Raw genomic sequence first — 15848 nt, forward strand, 5'->3', positions numbered from 1 at the left:
GCGTTGCCTCCATCCTGCCCTTTTCGGCCATAAGTCGGCTGTAAGAGCTCCGGACGAAATGGGCGCCCGGCACACGACGCCCGGCACGCACTCCCCCGAGCTCTCGGCCCTCCCCCACTCTCGACTTCGCTCGAGCGGGAGGGACCCCCATGAGCGGGGATCCCACGACGCCGCGGGCTGATCGGACGCCCATTTCGTCCGGAGCTCCAAGGCGGGGTCCGCCACCGGGAACGGGGGTGGCGCGGGGGCATGGGACAGGGGAAAGTCCGGACGAACGGCACGGGAATACGAGATTTTCTCGTGCGGTGAGGTTTCCGCGGAAGGGAGCCTGGGGAGGACGGGTTTACATCCCGCGATCACGCTCTGCTCGCACCGTGCCACACCGCGGTGCGCATCAGTCCGTTTCCCGCAGAGCGGACCCGGGTGTCCGACGCCGTAGCCCCAGGCCGAGCGGCGCCGGTCATCCACCGCAGACGTGATCGTCCCTTTCGAACGGCACACCTTCGTGCCGTCGACCCACGACCCAGGACGAGGGGGCGCAGCATGGACGCTTTCACCGCAGGACTTCTGCAGCGCATAAGGACGACCGAGTCCGATCTGTCCCGGGCCCGCGACGAGGGTGACGACTTCCTCGTCGAGGTGGAGCAGGGCGAGCTCGACGACCTGCGCCGGCTCGCCGCCGAGCACGGTGTGGAGGTCGGCGCGTCCCGAGCCTGATCAGCCCGATCGCGTCAGGACCGGCGCGTCGGCACCTGCGCATGAGCGCGTTCGAAGCGGTCCCCGGCGAATCCAGCGCCGGGGACCGCTTCACCGTCTCCCGCGGGATCCTCCCCCGGTCGTCCGTCCGTCAGTCGTGCCAGGCGCCGAAGTCCTCCAGCAGCCGCTGGAGGGGCTCGAAGACGCCCGGGGTGGCCGCGACCGCGAGATCCCACGAGGGGCGCTCACCGGGCCGTCCACCGGTCAGTGCGCCCGCTTCCCGGGCGATCAGGTCACCCGCCGCCAGGTCCCAGGGGTGCAGTCCGCGCTCGTAGTAGCCGTCGAGGTGGCCGCAGGCGAGGTCGCAGAGGTCGACCGCGGCCGAGCCGCCCCGCCGGATGTCCCGCAGGAGCGGGATCAGCCGCTGCGCGACGCCGGCCTGATGGGTGCGGACCTCGGTGACGTAGTTGAAGCCGGTCGAGACCAGGGCCTGGTCGAGGGGCGGCGCGGGACGGCAGGTCAGCGTGCGCTCGCCCTCCCAGGCACCGGTGGCACGGGCGCCGCCGCCGCGGACGGCGTGGTACGTCTCGCCGCGCATCGGGGCCGCGACCACCCCGACCACGGTCTCGCCGTCCTGCTCGGCGGCGATGGAGACGGCCCAGGTGGGCAGCCCGTACAGGTAGTTGACCGTGCCGTCGAGCGGGTCGATCACCCAGCGGACGCCACTGGTGCCCTCGGTCGTGCCGCCCTCCTCGCCGAGGACTCCGTCGTCCGGCCGGCGCTCGGCGATCAGACCGGTGATCAGCTTCTCGGCCGCGATGTCCATCTCGGTGACGACGTCGATCGGGCTGGACTTGGTCGCGGCGACCTCCAGGTCGGCCGGCCGTCCGTCCCTCAGCAGCTCGCCCGCGCGCCGCGCCGCCTCGCGGGCCAGCTCCAGCAGTTCCGCGTGCAGGGGGTCGGTCACGGCGCTCCTCACGCGTAGGGGCTGTCGGCGCCCGCGGCGGCGGGACGCGGGGCGCGGGCCGGGCAGCAGCCCACCGGGCAGAGGTTGTGACTCGGCCCCAGGGCGCCCAGGGCGCAGGGGGCGACGTCGTCCTGACCGCGCTCGGTGGCCGCGCGCTCCACGATCAGATCGCGGATCGCGGCGGCGAAGCGCGGGTCGGCGCCCACGGTCGCCGAGCGGCGCACCGGCAGTCCCAGCTCCCCCGCCTTGGCCGCGGCCTCGGTGTCGAGGTCGTAGATGACCTCCATGTGGTCGGAGACGAATCCGATGGGGGCCATGACCACGGCCGGGGCCCCGGCCGCGTGCCGCTCCTCGAGGTGGTCGCAGATGTCGGGCTCCAGCCAGGGGATGTGCGGGGCGCCGGAGCGGGACTGGTAGACGAGCTGCCAGGGGTGGTCCACGCCGGTGCGCTCCCGCACGGCGTCGGCGATCAGCCGGGCCACATCCAGGTGCTGCCGTACGTACGCGCCGCCCTCGCCGTGCTCCTCGACGGGGCCGGAGGTGTCGGCGGAGGCGGTGGGGATCGAGTGGGTGCAGAAGGCGATGTGCGCGCCGTCACGCACCTCCTCGGGCAGCTCGGCGAGCGAGCGGAGGACCCCGTCGACCATGGGTTCCACGAAGCCGGGGTGGTTGAAGTAGTGCCGCAGCTTGTCGACCTCGGGCAGCTCCAGACCCTCGGCCGCCAGCGTCGCCAGGGCCTCGGCGAGGTTCTCGCGGTACTGGCGGCAGCCGGAGTACGAGGCGTAGGCACTGGTCGCCAGGACGATGATGCGGCGGCGGCCGTCACGGATCATCTCGCGCAGGGTGTCGGTGAGATACGGCGCCCAGTTGCGGTTGCCCCAGTAGACCGGCAGGTTCAGCCCGTGGTCGGCGAAGTCCTTGCGCAGCGCGCCCAGCAGGTCGCGGTTCTGTTCGTTGATGGGGCTGACCCCACCGAACAGGAAGTAGTGCTCCCCGACCTCCTCCAGGCGTTCCTTGGGGATGCCGCGCCCGCGTGTCACGTTCTCCAGGAACGGGACCACGTCGTCCGGGCCTTCGGGGCCTCCGAAGGAGAGCAGCAGCAGGGCGTCGTAGGGAGTGGGATCGAGCTCGTCAGGCATGCCTTGATCCTGCCATCAGGCACCGACAGCCGGGTAACGGCGGGGGCCGACCGGACCATGGGACGGCGCGCGGGATGTATTAGGGTTGCCTAACCAGTAAGCTGTATCCACTGCGGTCGCGCCTTACTGGGAGTCCGGTCTCCCGCGGTCGTCCCTTGCCGAGTTTTTCGGAGACCTCGTGCCCAGTCCCTACACCGCCCTGTTCGCCGCCCCCGGCAGCAAGAGCTTCTCGGCCGCGGGGTTCCTCGGCCGGATGCCGCTGTCCATGATGGGCATCGGCGTGGTCACGATGGTCTCCCAGCTGACCGGACGGTACGGTCTGGCCGGCGCCCTGGCGGCCACCATCGCCATGGCCGCCGCCGTGGCCGGCCCCCAGGTCTCCCGCCTGGTGGACCAGTACGGGCAGCGGCGGATCCTGCGCCCGGCGACGCTGGTCTCACTCACCGCGGCGGCGCTGCTGCTGTTCGCCGCGCACCACGGCTGGCCGGACTGGGTGCTCTTCGTCGCCTGCGTCGGCATCGGCTGCGTGCCGAGCGTCGGCGCGATGGTCCGGGCCCGCTGGGCCGATGTGTACCGGGGCACCCCGCAGCTGCACACCGCGTACTCCTTCGAGTCCGTGGTGGACGAACTCTGCTTCATCTTCGGGCCGATCGTCTCCATCGGGCTCTCCACGGCGTGGTTCCCGGAGGCCGGTCCGCTGCTCGCGGCCTGCTTCCTGGCGGTCGGCGTCTTCTGGCTGACGGCACAGCGCGCCACCGAACCCGCCCCGCACCCGCGCGAACGCACGGGCGAGGGCCGTGCGTCGGTGCTCGGCGGCACGGCGCTGCGCTCCGCGGGACTGCGGGTCCTGGTGGCCACGTTCGCGGCGACCGGGGCGATCTTCGGTGGTGTGGACGTGGTCACCGTGGCCTTCGCGGAGGAGCGCGGGCACAAGGCCGCCGCCAGTGTGGTGCTCGCCGTGTACGCGCTGGGCTCCTGCACGGCGGGGGTCGTCTTCGGGCTGATGCGTTTCGCCGGAGCGCCCGAGCGCCGCTGGCTGCTGGGCGTGTGTGCCATGGCCGTGAGTATGATCCCCCTCCTACTGGTCGGGAACCTGCCGTTTCTGACCGTGGCGCTGTTCGTTGCGGGTCTGTCCATCGCTCCCACGATGATCACGACGATGTCCCTCATCGAAGAGCACGTACCACGCGCACAGCTCACCGAGGGCATGACCTGGGTGAGCACCGGGCTCGCGGTCGGGGTCGCGCTCGGCTCCGCCGCGTCCGGCTGGGTGATCGACGCGGCCGGGGCGCGTGCCGGGTACGGGGTTCCGGCGGTGGCCGGAGCCGTCGCGGTCGTGGTCGGTTTCCTCGGGTACCGCCGGCTCGAGCGGCCGGCTCCGGGTCGGGGAGGCTCCGTTGAGCAGCACGGCGAGCACGAGGAACGGAACATGGCGTAACTGGGGAGGCACCGTCCTCGCCCGCCCCGCGCGGGAGGTCACGCCGGCCTCCGTCGAGGAACTGGCGTCGGCCGTGCGCCGTGCCGCCGAGGACGGCCTCCCGGTGAAGGCGGTCGGCACCGGGCACTCCTTCACCTCCATAGCCGCCACCGACGGCGTGCAGATCCGCCCCCGTCTGCTGACGGGGATACGCGACATCGACCGGGCGGCGGGCACCGTCACGGTGGAGGCCGGCACCCCGCTCAAGCGGCTCAACACCGCTCTCGCGCGGGAGGGGCTGTCGCTCACCAACATGGGCGACATCATGGAGCAGACCGTCGCCGGGGCCACCAGTACCGGCACCCACGGCACCGGCCGTGACTCGGCCTCCGTCGCCGCGCAGATCCGGGGCCTGGAGCTGGTCACCGCCGACGGCTCGGTACTCGCCTGCTCCGAGAAGGAGAATCCCGATGTCTTCGCGGCCGCCCGGATCGGCCTCGGCGCCCTCGGCATCGTCTCCGCGATCACCTTCGCCGTCGAGCCGGTCTTCCTGCTGACGGCCCGCGAGGAACCGATGCCCCTCGACCGCGTCCTCGCCGAGTTCGACGAGCTCCACGCCGAGAACGAACACTTCGAGTTCTACTGGTTCCCCCACACCGGCAACACCAACACCAAGCGGAACAACCGCAGCGCGGGCCCGGAACGGCCGGTGCATCCCGTCAAGGGCTGGCTCGAGGACGAGTTCCTCTCCAACGGCGTCTTCCAGGCGGCCAACTGGGTCGGCCGCGCGGTGCCCGCGACCGTCCCCGCCATCGCGCGGATCTCCAGCAGGGCCCTGTCCGCGCGGACCTACACCGACATCCCGTACAAGGTGTTCACCTCGCCGCGCCGGGTGCGCTTCGTGGAGATGGAGTACGCGGTGCCGCGCGAGGCCCTGGTGGACACGCTGCGCGAGCTGAAGACCATGGTCGACCGTTCACCCCTCCGGGTCAGTTTCCCCGTCGAGGTGCGTACGGCCCCGGCCGACGACATCACCCTGTCCACGGCCTCCGGCCGCGACACCGCGTACATCGCGGTCCACATGTTCCGGGGCACCCCCTATCAGGGGTACTTCACGGCGGCGGAACGCATCTTCACCGCCCACGAGGGGCGGCCCCACTGGGGGAAGATCAACACGCGGGACGCCGATTACCTCTCCCGGGTGTATCCGCGTTTCGCCGAGTTCACGGCACTGCGGGACCGTCTTGATCCTGAACGCCGCTTCCGGAACGACTATCTGCGGAGGGTTCTGGGGTCGTAGCGGACGCGTCCGGTTCCGGGCTCACGGGGGCGTCGGAGCCCTGGCTCCCGATGCCGTCCGGGGTGCCCGCCGACGCGTCGACGCCGTCCGGCGTGTCGCCGCCGGAGCCGGTGGCGGCACCTCCGTCCTGAGGCGTCACGGAGGGCGCGGGCGCCGGTCCGTCCCCGCCGAAGTCCTCGGAACCGTCCGGGGTACCGGGGTCGTTCGACGTCCCGGAGCCGTCGGGGTCACCGGAGTACTGGTCGTCCGAACTGCCGGAACCCCCGGATCCGGATGTGTGCTGACCGGTGACGGCGTTGCCGATGGTGGTGCTGGGTGCGCCGCTGAGGCTCTGGCCCGCAACGAGTTCGTAGGTGGTGATTCCGGCCATCGTGACCCCGAACACCAGCGCGGTCGCGACCAGCATCCGCTTCCCGTTCCACCGCACTCCCCTGGCCCGGCCCCGGTACACGGTGCCCTCGGTGAACTCGCCGGGCGCGGGCACGGTCCGTCGCCCGGCCGCTGTGGCGGCCGGGCGGCCGGACCCCACGGCGGCCACGCGGAACTGCTCGCCGGTGCGCTTGAAGAAGTGCTGGAAGAGCGTTCCGCCGCAGGTGGCGACGATGCTCATGACTCCGGCGCCGATGATCGTCCCGTAGACGCCGAAGGACGAGGCGAGTTGGGCGCCCAGCACCGCGGCCACCGCGCTGCCGGCGACCTGCGCCATGTTCAGGTCGATCCGAGGGCTCTTCGTCTCCCCCGCGGCACTCACCTCCCCGGTGCCACCCGGCTCACCCGCGACATTCGGCCTTTCACGCATCCTCGGACCTTGCCCGCCTTCCCACACGTTCCCTCACATGAGCCATCAACTGCATGACAACGCACACCAAGTCGACGTCCGAACGAAACCATTAGTTCCGTTTCTGGCGATTACGTGAAGTACGCCACGCCGAGATCGAGGAACCCCGGCCACGGCGGCACGATGACGGCCGAGCAGCACCTCTTGCCAGAAGCCGGGCGGCGCGCCGATCCACGCACTTGGCCCGAATGGAGTACTGTTGCGAGCCCTGGGTCCGGACGCCCATCAGGGCGCTCCGGCCCTTGAGGACCGCCGGGAGGGGGCCAGTTGCACAGGGTGACGCGGTTGGTCACTCAGCGTTGCGAATAGGTAACCGTGCCATAACGGCGATCCAGGGCCCATGCCCGACACGCCGGGCAACTCGGCAAGGTTGTGGCAGGCTGCACCCGGGCAGGCCACACTCGACTAGCGGAAGCAGCGACGCACGTGACGTCGGCAGGCACCACCCGGGAGGTCCCCATGCCCGAACTGCGTGTCGTGGCCGTCTCGAATGACGGCACACGGCTGGTGCTGAAGGCTGCGGACAGCACGGAGTACACGCTTCCGATCGACGAACGACTCCGCGCCGCCGTACGGGGCGACCGTCCACGCCTCGGCCAGATCGAGATCGAGGTGGAGAGCCATCTCCGCCCCCGCGACATCCAGGCGCGTATACGTGCCGGCGCGACCGCGGAAGAGGTCGCACAGATGGCCGGCATTCCCGTGGACCGCGTCCGGCGCTTCGAGGGCCCCGTGCTCGCCGAGCGCGCCTTCATGGCGGAGCGCGCCCGCAAGACCCCCGTCCGCCGGCCCGGCGAGAACTCCGGCCCGCCGCTGGGCGAGGCCGTGCAGGAGCGGCTGCTGCTGCGCGGCGCCGAGAAGGACACCGTGCAGTGGGACTCCTGGCGCCGCGACGACGGCACCTGGGAGGTGCTGCTGGTCTACCGGGTCGCGGGCGAACCGCACTCGGCGAGCTGGACGTACGACCCGCCCCGGCGGCTCGTCCAGGCCGTCGACGACGAGGCGCGCTCGCTGATCGGCGAGTCCGACGACCTCGCCGCGGCGCCCGAACCGAGCTTCCCGTTCGTGCCGCGCATCGCCAGACTGCCCCGCGACCGGCCCGGTGAGCGCGAGCGGCAGGGCCCGCCGCCCGGCCACGGACCCGAGTACGACGAGGAGTCTGCGGTCCCGGCAGGTGGTGAACGGGACTCGCTCACCAGCCTGTTGGAGGCGGTGCCGAGCTTCCGGGGCGACCTGGTGGTTCCCGAGCGGGCGCCCGAGCCCGTCCCCGAGGAGCCCGACTCCGAACCCGAGGCGGAGGAGCCCCCGGCCCCGGCGGCCTCGGCCGGTTCCGCCTACGCGGACGTCCTGATGCCCCGTGCCGTCAGCAGTCACCGGGACCGTCTCGTCGGCTCCACCGACCGCCAGGCGGAGGCGGACGGCGTCCGGCCGGGCCGCCGCGCCGCGGTGCCGAGTTGGGACGAGATCGTGTTCGGAACGCGGCGCAAGAAGCAGGAGTGACCGGGACCCGGCACTGAGGTGATCCGGCGTCGGTCGGTACGGAAAGGGGGTGCTCGCCCGGGCGAGCACCCCCTTTCCGCTTCCGCCACGCGCCTATTGAGGGTCCGGCCCCACCGCGACCGGCCGCTCCGGGTCCGACGACCACTCCGACCAGGATCCGACGTACAGCGCCGCCGGGACGCCCGCCACCGCCAGCGCCAGCACCTCGTGCGCCGCCGAGACACCGGAACCGCAGTACACACCGACCGGCGTGTCCTCGGACGCGCCCAACGCCCGGAACCGCGCGCTCAGTTCACCGGCGGACAGGAGTCGGCCGTCCGGGTCGACGTTCCCGGTGGTGGGCGCCGAGACCGCGCCCGGGATGTGCCCGCCGACCCGGTCGATCGGCTCCACCTCGCCCCGGTAGCGCTCCCCCGCCCGCGCGTCCAGCAGCAACCCGGACCGGGCCAGCGCCGCCGCGCCGTCGGCGTCGAGCAGCCCGGCCGCCGCCGGCACCGGCGTGAAGTCGCCCTCGTCCGGCTGCGGCACCGAGGTCTCGAGCGGACCGCCCCAGGACGACAACCCGCCGTCGAGGACCCGCACGTCCGGGTGACCCGTCCAGCGCAGCAGCCACCACGCGCGGGCGGCCCCCCAGCCCAGCCCGCCGTCGTACACGACCACCGGTCGGCCCGCCGACACGCCCGCGCGGCGCATCGCGGCACCGAACTCCTCCGGATCGGGCAGCGGATGACGTCCCCGCCCGGCCGGCGGGGCGGCCAACTCCCGGTCCAGGTCGACGAAAACGGCACCTGGAAGATGTCCGGCCAGGTAGGCGGCCCGGCCGTCGAACGGCGGCTGACCGGCCGCCGCGGGCGTGCTGAGCTGCCAGCGGACGTCGAGCAGCACCGGCGGGCCACCGCCCGCCAGCTCACCGGCGAGTTCGGATGCGGAGATGATGGCGTTCATGGTCACCATCCTCGCGCACGGGGTGGCCGAGTCGCCCATGTCCGGCTAATCTGCTCGGCCGGGCAGACCCGATCACGAGGCGTATGGGATCGGGCACATGCTGTACTACCGATCGACATCATCCGGCAAGCGCGTCGAAACGGGCGGATACCCGCGCATCGGGCATCCTCCGGAGGCGGAACCGCCGTACGGGGCGGGCCCGGAGCGCGCGGCACCGTGACCGATGCCTGGAGCAGCACGGCGACGATCCGCACAGCGGACGCGACACGACCCTCGCCCGGGTCGAGAAGAGAGCGACGATGACCGACACACGGGGGTCCGCCCACCGAGACGGTGAAGCGCCCTTTCGGCACGCGCCCGGCACACCCTGCTGGGTGAGCCTCATGGTGCACGGACCGGACACGGCCCGGAGGTTCTACGAAGCGCTGTTCGGCTGGGAGTTCCGGCCCGGCCCGCAGCAACCCGGCCCGTACGCACGCGCGCTGCTCGACGGCCGCGAGGTGGCCGGCATCGGCCTGCTGCCGCCGGACCGTCATCTGCCCATCGCCTGGACGCCCTACTTCGCCTCCGCGGACGTGGACCGCACGGCCGAGGCCGTGCGGTCCTGCGGCGGCACGGTCGGGGTCGGCCCGCTGGACGCCTCCGACGCCGGGCGGCTGGCGATCTGTTCCGACCCCTCGGGGGCCGCCTTCGGCATCTGGCAGGCGTCCGCGCACCTCGGCACGTCCGTCACCGGGGTGCCCGGCGCGCCCGCCTGGAACGAGCTGACGACCTTCGAGTCGGAACGGGCGGCCAAGTTCTACGCGTCGGTCTTCGGTTACACCGTGGCACCGGAGATCTCCACCGACGTCGACCACGTGACCCTGAACCTGGAGGGCCACCCCGTGGCCGCCGTCCACGGGGTGGGCAACACCCTGCTCCGGGACCGTGGACCGCACTGGACGACGTACTTCGCCGTGGCCGACCTCGACGACGCGGTGGACCGTGTCCTGCACCTGGGCGGCCAGATCCTCAGACAGTCCCGCGCCGGCGCCCACGGCCGCACCGCCACGGTGACGGACCCGGAGGGCGCCCGCTTCGTCCTGATGCAACACCCGCGGTGAAGCCCGGGCTTCACCGAAGCCCGAACGCCGACCCCGTTGTCACGCGACTGCGGCAAAACCCTGGACCTTCTGCTTCTGACCGTGTCCGGCACGTCGGCGCAGAACTCTGCGCGCCCCGCCCGCCGAGCGGGCCCGTCTGAACCCTGTCCGTAAGCCGGTGACTTCACCGTTCCGGCACAGGCTGCGACCGAGGCCGAAGCCGCGCTGACGGCCGTCGGCGACAGTGGCGCGCCGTTGTCCGATGTGACCCTCGTCGACCACAACGCAGACGCTTCTGGACCCGACTCCTGCGGTATCACGGGGTGAAGTGCTCGTGCGGGTTCGAGGGGCAGGCCGTCGACTCACAGGACGATGCCGAAGCGGGGATCTTCTCGCGGCTGATCACCGTGATCCGGTTCAGGGCAGCCGTCCAACAGTCAGGAACGGGCAGACTGAAGGATAAACCGGGGGCCGAGGGCGTTTTTTGGAAGGCATTCTCATGGAGCGAAACTGCTTGTATGATGCGCCCAAGATCCACTCATTGAGGACGGACATGGCACACGCCTCCCCTGATTTCCCAGCCGGTCGTCCATTACAGCTGACGTGATGGGGAAGTCGCCCGCCGGCCCCTATACAAGTGTAGAAAAAGTTCCAGTTGGGCGCTGCGGACTCCGACCGACTTCATTGTCCACGGACCGCGGGAAACCGCCGAACCGGAGCTCGCACATTTCACGAGGGATTCATGATCCGACACATTTCGGAGGCGGCCTTCTGGGGGCTTTCCGCCGGACTCGTCGGCGTGCTGATACTGCTGGCACGTCAGCGGAACGTCACCATCAACGCCCGGAGAAGAGTTTCCGCGTTGGAGGACGCCGTACGGGTCCGTGATGCGGAGATCCGCCACTTCGCCACCGTACGGCTGCCCGCCCTGGCGGACGCACAGCGCCCCGAGCCGACCGTGCCCCCGGAGCCCTTGGACGAGAAGCTCGCCGTGACGCAGTTCGGCCGGGACCTGGACGGGATCCTCGAACAGTTCACCGGCGTCCGGGAGAAGGCCAGGGAACATGCCGACCGATCCGCCCGCAGTGCCCTGAAGGGCGCGATGCGCGCCGTCCAGGGGCTGGCCAACGAACAGCAGTCGGCCATCTCTGAGATGCAGAACCGGCACGACGACCCCGAAGTGCTCCAGGACCTCCTGCACATCGACCACACCAACTCCCAGTTCGGCAGGCGTGCCCAGGCCATCGCCGTTCTGTGCGGGGCGTGGCCGGGCCGACAGCGCGACGCCTCCACGCTCAGCGACGTCGTGCGCGGTGCCACCTCCCGGATCCGCGACTACCGCCGTGTCGTCGTCCACGGCCATGCCGGCATCGCCGTGGTCAGCCAGGCCGTCGAACCGGTCGTTCTCACCCTTGCCGAGCTGCTGGACAACGCGGCGCGCCACTCCGAGCCCAACACCTCCGTGGAGGTACGGGTCAAACCGGCGCACAACGGCACCTCCGTCGTGATCGACGACGCCGGTGTCGGCATGCACAGCGAGGAGGTCGAGCGCGCCTCGGCCGTCCTGTCCGGCAGGCACCCGGTCGACGTCACCCGGCTCGGGGAACCGCCGCAGTTCGGCCTGCCCGTCGCCGGTGTGCTCGCCGCACGGTACGGCTTCCGCGTCTCGGTCGACACACAGTCCCCCTACGGCGGGGTTCGCGCCGTGGTGTTCCTGCCCGACGCGCTCCTCACCCGCATCGTCGACGACCTCACCCCGGCGCCGTCCAGGACCGCCGGTCCAGGGGCGACGCGGCACCCGGACCTGGCCGCACGGACCGGGGCTCCGCATACGCCCGCGCCGGGCACAGGCTTCCGAGCTCCCTTGGCCACGGCCAACGGGCTTCCCAGACGCCGCCGGCGCCTGCCGCAGGCCGGTCCGGCCGAGCCCGCCCCGGCTGCCGCCCCCGACCGCGGTCCCGCACCGGAAAGCCGTCCTCCCGAGGAGACGGCCTCCACCATGGGTGCCTGGCAGCGCGGAGCCCGCTCCGCGCGCGCGGACAACACCTCGGACGAAGAAGGGAAGTAGAAGTGAACGGGAATCTGGACTGGATGCTCGAGGACGCCCTGGAGGTACCGGGAGCGCTCCACGCGATCCTCCTGTCGGCCGACGGGTTGTTGCGCGCCCACTCCCAGAACATCGACCGCGACGAGGCGGAGCGGCAGGCCGCAGGCCTGTCCGGTCTGCAGTCCATCAGCCGTGGCACTGCCGAGTTCTGCGGCTCCTCGGACGCCCCCTGGCGCCAGACGCTCGTCGAGTTCGACGCCGGTTACGTCTTCGTCGTGGCGGCGGGAGACAGCACCTACCTGGCCGTCTCGGCGGACAGCACCGTGGACATGGAGGCGGTGACCTACCGGATGCACAAGCTGGTGGACCGTCTGGGCAAGGAGATGACCAGCCCGCCGCGGGGCGACACGGACCACTCCGCATGAACCCGCCCAGACGGGAGCGAGGCCTGGTGCGGCCCTACGTGGTGACGGAGGGCCGCGCCAGGCCCACCCGCAACACCCTCGACCCGGTCACCCTCGTGGTCGCCGCGCGCGACCTGCCGACCGACGGCCTCACCCCCGAGAAACGGCGCCTCCTGGAGCTGTGCCTCGGGGGCCCGCTGTCGGTCGTCGAGATCGCCGGATACCTGGGCCTGGCGGTCAGCGTCACGAAGGTCCTGGTCTCCGACCTCGTCGACACCGGGCACGTCACCACCCGCGTCCCCGTACCCCCGGCCCAGCTCCACGACGCACAGATCCTGGAAGAACTCCTCAATGGACTCCGTTCCCTCCTCTGACGTCCGCTATCTGAGGGACACCGTCACCAAAGCCGTGAAGATCGTGGTCACCGGCCACTTCGGTGTCGGCAAGACCACCATGGTCGGCACCCTTTCGGAGATCCGCCCGCTGAGCACCGAAGAGACCATGTCCCAGGCCGGCGCCCACATCGACGACCTGACGGGCACCCGGGGCAAGCGCACCACCACCGTCGCCATGGACTTCGGCCGGCTGACCGTCAGTGACAGCCTCGTGCTCTACCTGTTCGGCGCCCCCGGTCAGGAGCGGTTCCTGCCGCTGTGGAAGGACATGACCCGCGGGGCCCTGGGTGCCTTGGTCCTTGCCGACACCCGCCGCCTCGATGCGTCCTTCCCCGTCATGGATCTCCTCGAGGAACGCGGACTGCCCTATGCCGTCGCCGTCAACCACTTCGACGGCTCGCCGCACTTCGCCGGGGAGGAGATCCGCGAGTCGCTCGACCTCCTCCCCGAGACCCCTCTCGTTCTCTGCGACGCCCGGGACCGCGCATCCGCCTCCGCGGCGCTGATCGCCCTCGTCCGGTATCTGCAGACCCGTACCGCCCAGGAGCTTGCGTGACCTCCCACCCGGATTCCACAGCCGTACCGCCCCCCGGCTGCCCGGCACACAGCGGCGGGGGCCTCCCCCTGTACGGGCCGGACTTCACGGCCGACCCCGCACACGTCTACGAGCGGCTGCGCCGGCAGGGCCCCGTGGCCCCTGCGGAGATCCTCCCCGGTGTCGACGTCATGCTCGTCACCGGCTACCGCGCCGCCCTCCAGGTCCTGCGGACCACGGACAGGTACGGGAAGGACTCGCGTCGCTGGCGGGCCCTGAACGAGGGGCGCGTCCCGGCCGACAGTTTCGCACTCCAGGCGATGGCGCCGCGTCCGAACTGCCAGCGCACCGAAGGTGCCGAACACGCCCGCCTGCGCGCTGCCGTGTCCGACGCCTTCCGGCGCGTGGACGTCCTCGCCCTGCGCGAGTACGTCGAACGCACCGCCGGCCTGCTCATCGACGGCTTCGCGACGAAGGGTGAGGCCGATCTCCTGAACGACTACGCCAAACCCCTGTCCGCGTACCTCCTCACCGCCCTCTTCGGCTGCCCGCCCGAGTACAGCGACCGAGTGGTCGCCGCCACGACCGACCTCTTCGACGGAGTGGAACCCGGGAAGGCGGACAACGAACTGGTGCGCTGCATGGCCGACATGATCGCTCTCAAGCGCGCACGGCCCGGTGAGGACGTGACCACCTGGCTCGTCCGGCACCGGGTCCAGCTGAGCGTCGAGGAGCTGATCCACCAGCTCATCCTCATCATGGTCTCCGGATACGAGCAGGAACAGAACCTGATCGCCAACACGCTGCGGCTGCTGCTCTCCGACGAGCGGTTCGCCGGCAGTGTCGGCGACGGCAGACTCCTGGTCGAGGACGCCCTGAGCGAGGTCCTGTGGACCGACCCGCCGATGGCCAACTACGCGGTGCACTACCCGTACGTGGACACCACCTTGGAGGGGGTCCCGCTGCAGGCGGGGGAGCCCGTGGTGATCAGCTTCGCCGCCGCCAACAACGACCCCGCCCTGGCCGGCAGCCGACGTACCGGCAACCGCGCACACCTGGCCTGGGGGGCGGGACCGCACCGCTGCCCCGCCCGGGAACCTGCCCACGTGATCGCCTCCGTGGCCATCGAGTGCGTCCTCGACCGGCTCCCGGACCTCTCCCTCGCGGTCCCCGCAGAACAGTTGACCTGGCGGCCCAGCCCCTTCACCCGGGGCCTCACCGCCCTGCCGGTGGTCTTCCCGCCCGTGTCCCGGGCCACTCCCGCGCCCACCGGCATGCCCGTCCCGGCCTCCCCGTCTCCCCGCGACGGAGGGAGCGGTGACGTCCGGCGAGCCGCTGATCCTGCCCCGGCTCCCGATCCCGCTCCCCCGTCCTCGGCACGCGAGGGCGCGGACTCCGTGGGCGGGGAGCCCGGTTCCCGGGAAGGGACCGGGCGCTGGACGTCGAACCCCCTGGCCAGGTGGTGGCACGGCCGGTGACCGGCGACGGTCCGTCGGGGTCCCCCGACGGACCCGGGCGCAGGGCGTTCCGCGGCGGGGTACCGGACCGCAAGCGTCATCGGGGGTTGTGCGGACTCCTGGAGGTCGTACGGTGGCCGCACACCGTGGCGTAGATCCTGACCCCGCCGGCGGGCGATGTTCGACCAGGTCATGGACCGGACCCCTCTCTGGGGCAGCCATCTCCCGGCGGAGCCGGACACTTCGGAGCTACTCCACGGCCCGGCCCGCGGTGTGCATCAGTTCGCGGATGGTGTACCCGTAGGTCTCGGCGAGGTCCTCGCCCGCGTAGCACAGCACCTCGTCGCCGTCGTAGTCGCCCTCACAGGCGTCCAGGCCGTCCAGTACGCCGAGGGCCACGGCCTCGGCCGCGTCGAGCATGCCCAACTCCAGGCGGCGACGGACATCGGCCTCGTACTGCTCGATGACCGGCTCGATCAGGCGGCTCGCGGCCTCATGGACGTCGGTGTACCCGAGACCCGGGCGATGGCCGGTGCTCAACTGGTCGACGTCCAGGGCGCGCAGGGCGTGCTCGACCTCGGCCGCGATCCTCTCCTGAAGGGCCGTCAGTTCAGCGCGTGCCCGCGGGTCCAGCACGCGTACGGCCAACCGGTCGGCTTCCGCGCGCAGTTCGGGCCGGGCGTCCAACAGCCGGTCCAGCACTGCGGCCTTCTCCACGGCGGTGAGTGTGTTCAGGGCTTCACCCAGGACACGGCGAGCGCCGTCGGCAGGCGTGGCGTGCCAGGGCAGGCGCCGTTCTACGGCGTGCAGGGCGAGTGCGACGGCATGCCGGCACAAACGTCCTGATGTCGGAGCGCACGCACCGTCGCATTCCGCCGTCAGCTCCCGCCCCACGACCTGCACCCGGACCCCGCAGGCGGCGCCCGAGCCGTCCCGCACCAGACCGCCGATACCTCGGGACTCGCTCCCCGCCTCGATCACCGCACCGTCGGCGAGCAGGATCCGCCCTTCGGTGACCTCGGTGTCGTCGGCGAACGCGCACACGGTTTCCTCGTCCATTGCCACAGCCATTCGATCATTCAAGCGTACGGCTGAGGGGCTCCGCGAGCGGACGGCCGGAGCCACT

The 15848-nt window shown here is 71.5% G+C and carries 15 protein-coding genes; 10 read left to right on the forward strand and 5 right to left on the reverse strand.

The annotated features are described in order from the left end of the window. The first annotated feature begins 543 nt into the window (after positions 1-543). Positions 544-717, forward strand: a complete 174-nt coding sequence (locus AC6F7H_RS04355; protein ID WP_363041424.1) for a hypothetical protein — start codon at positions 544-546, stop codon at positions 715-717. Between the two features lie 130 nt (positions 718-847). Here the strand turns inward: AC6F7H_RS04355 and AC6F7H_RS04360 are convergent, their stop codons facing one another. Beyond that, complete coding sequence (locus AC6F7H_RS04360; protein WP_500755313.1) at positions 848-1663, reverse strand: inositol monophosphatase family protein; 816 nt, start codon at positions 1661-1663, stop codon at positions 848-850. A gap of 8 nt (positions 1664-1671) precedes the next feature. Continuing rightward, a complete protein-coding gene (locus AC6F7H_RS04365) occupies positions 1672-2802 on the reverse strand; it encodes a ferrochelatase (protein WP_500755314.1) in 1131 nt (376 codons plus the stop codon). A 178-nt stretch (positions 2803-2980) separates the two neighbouring features. On the opposite strand from AC6F7H_RS04365, the gene AC6F7H_RS04370 reads away from it, so the two are divergent. Then, positions 2981-4240, forward strand: a complete 1260-nt coding sequence (locus AC6F7H_RS04370; protein ID WP_500755315.1) for an MFS transporter — start codon at positions 2981-2983, stop codon at positions 4238-4240. Beyond that, positions 4200-5519 carry a D-arabinono-1,4-lactone oxidase gene (locus AC6F7H_RS04375; protein ID WP_500755316.1) on the forward strand — a complete coding sequence of 440 codons (1320 nt, stop codon included), beginning with the start codon at positions 4200-4202 and terminating at the stop codon, positions 5517-5519. Before AC6F7H_RS04370 ends, AC6F7H_RS04375 begins: the two co-directional genes overlap by 41 nt. Here the strand turns inward: AC6F7H_RS04375 and AC6F7H_RS04380 are convergent. Continuing rightward, complete coding sequence (locus tag AC6F7H_RS04380) at positions 5443-6318, reverse strand: hypothetical protein (RefSeq protein WP_500755317.1); 876 nt, start codon at positions 6316-6318, stop codon at positions 5443-5445. The two genes, AC6F7H_RS04375 and AC6F7H_RS04380, sit on opposite strands and share 77 nt — an antisense overlap. Before the next feature lie 498 nt (positions 6319-6816). Between AC6F7H_RS04380 and sepH the strand changes: the two genes are divergently transcribed. Continuing rightward, entirely contained in the window at positions 6817-7857 is a 1041-nt protein-coding gene (gene sepH / locus AC6F7H_RS04385; RefSeq protein WP_500755318.1) for a septation protein SepH, read from the forward strand. 93 nt (positions 7858-7950) lie between these two features. On the opposite strand, the gene AC6F7H_RS04390 is transcribed toward sepH, so the two are convergent. Further along, positions 7951-8802: a sulfurtransferase gene (locus AC6F7H_RS04390; protein WP_500755320.1), complete on the reverse strand. Its 852-nt coding sequence runs from the start codon at positions 8800-8802 to the stop codon at positions 7951-7953. Between the two features lie 299 nt (positions 8803-9101). Here AC6F7H_RS04390 and AC6F7H_RS04395 point away from each other — a divergent pair, with 299 nt between their 5' ends. From AC6F7H_RS04395 to AC6F7H_RS04420, 6 genes are all read left to right on the forward strand, one after another. Then, entirely contained in the window at positions 9102-9905 is an 804-nt protein-coding gene (locus AC6F7H_RS04395; protein WP_500755321.1) for a VOC family protein, read from the forward strand. A 721-nt stretch (positions 9906-10626) separates the two neighbouring features. Beyond that, entirely contained in the window at positions 10627-11952 is a 1326-nt protein-coding gene (locus AC6F7H_RS04400) for an ATP-binding protein (protein ID WP_500755322.1), read from the forward strand. 23 nt (positions 11953-11975) lie between these two features. Beyond that, entirely contained in the window at positions 11976-12356 is a 381-nt protein-coding gene (locus tag AC6F7H_RS04405) for a roadblock/LC7 domain-containing protein (protein ID WP_500761650.1), read from the forward strand. Next, complete coding sequence (locus AC6F7H_RS04410; protein WP_500755323.1) at positions 12353-12709, forward strand: DUF742 domain-containing protein; 357 nt, start codon at positions 12353-12355, stop codon at positions 12707-12709. The genes AC6F7H_RS04405 and AC6F7H_RS04410 overlap by 4 nt, the downstream gene beginning before the upstream one ends. After that, positions 12687-13286: a GTP-binding protein gene (locus AC6F7H_RS04415; RefSeq protein WP_500755324.1), complete on the forward strand. Its 600-nt coding sequence runs from the start codon at positions 12687-12689 to the stop codon at positions 13284-13286. The genes AC6F7H_RS04410 and AC6F7H_RS04415 overlap by 23 nt, the downstream gene beginning before the upstream one ends. After that, a complete protein-coding gene (locus tag AC6F7H_RS04420) occupies positions 13283-14743 on the forward strand; it encodes a cytochrome P450 (protein ID WP_500755325.1) in 1461 nt (486 codons plus the stop codon). Before AC6F7H_RS04415 ends, AC6F7H_RS04420 begins: the two co-directional genes overlap by 4 nt. Positions 14744-14971: 228 nt before the next feature. On the opposite strand, the gene AC6F7H_RS04425 is transcribed toward AC6F7H_RS04420, so the two are convergent. Continuing rightward, positions 14972-15793: a hypothetical protein gene (locus AC6F7H_RS04425; RefSeq protein ID WP_500755327.1), complete on the reverse strand. Its 822-nt coding sequence runs from the start codon at positions 15791-15793 to the stop codon at positions 14972-14974. Positions 15794-15848 lie beyond the last annotated feature (55 nt).

The organism is Streptomyces sp. MMS24-W38, from assembly GCF_059889265.1.

What these genes read in the sequence shown, in the direction of transcription:
- sepH (WP_500755318.1), top strand. Translation starts at nt 6,817, where the DNA reads ATGCCCGAACTGCGTGTCGTGGCCGTCTCGAATGACGGCACACGGCTG.
- AC6F7H_RS04395 (WP_500755321.1), top strand. Translation starts at nt 9,102, where the DNA reads ATGACCGACACACGGGGGTCCGCCCACCGAGACGGTGAAGCGCCCTTT.
- AC6F7H_RS04390 (WP_500755320.1), bottom strand. Translation starts at nt 8,802, where the DNA reads ATGAACGCCATCATCTCCGCATCCGAACTCGCCGGTGAGCTGGCGGGC.
- AC6F7H_RS04425 (WP_500755327.1), bottom strand. Translation starts at nt 15,793, where the DNA reads ATGGCTGTGGCAATGGACGAGGAAACCGTGTGCGCGTTCGCCGACGAC.
- AC6F7H_RS04355 (WP_363041424.1), top strand. Translation starts at nt 544, where the DNA reads ATGGACGCTTTCACCGCAGGACTTCTGCAGCGCATAAGGACGACCGAG.
- AC6F7H_RS04380 (WP_500755317.1), bottom strand. Translation starts at nt 6,318, where the DNA reads ATGCGTGAAAGGCCGAATGTCGCGGGTGAGCCGGGTGGCACCGGGGAG.
- AC6F7H_RS04365 (WP_500755314.1), bottom strand. Translation starts at nt 2,802, where the DNA reads ATGCCTGACGAGCTCGATCCCACTCCCTACGACGCCCTGCTGCTGCTC.
- AC6F7H_RS04400 (WP_500755322.1), top strand. Translation starts at nt 10,627, where the DNA reads ATGATCCGACACATTTCGGAGGCGGCCTTCTGGGGGCTTTCCGCCGGA.
- AC6F7H_RS04410 (WP_500755323.1), top strand. Translation starts at nt 12,353, where the DNA reads ATGAACCCGCCCAGACGGGAGCGAGGCCTGGTGCGGCCCTACGTGGTG.
- AC6F7H_RS04405 (WP_500761650.1), top strand. Translation starts at nt 11,976, where the DNA reads ATGCTCGAGGACGCCCTGGAGGTACCGGGAGCGCTCCACGCGATCCTC.
- AC6F7H_RS04415 (WP_500755324.1), top strand. Translation starts at nt 12,687, where the DNA reads ATGGACTCCGTTCCCTCCTCTGACGTCCGCTATCTGAGGGACACCGTC.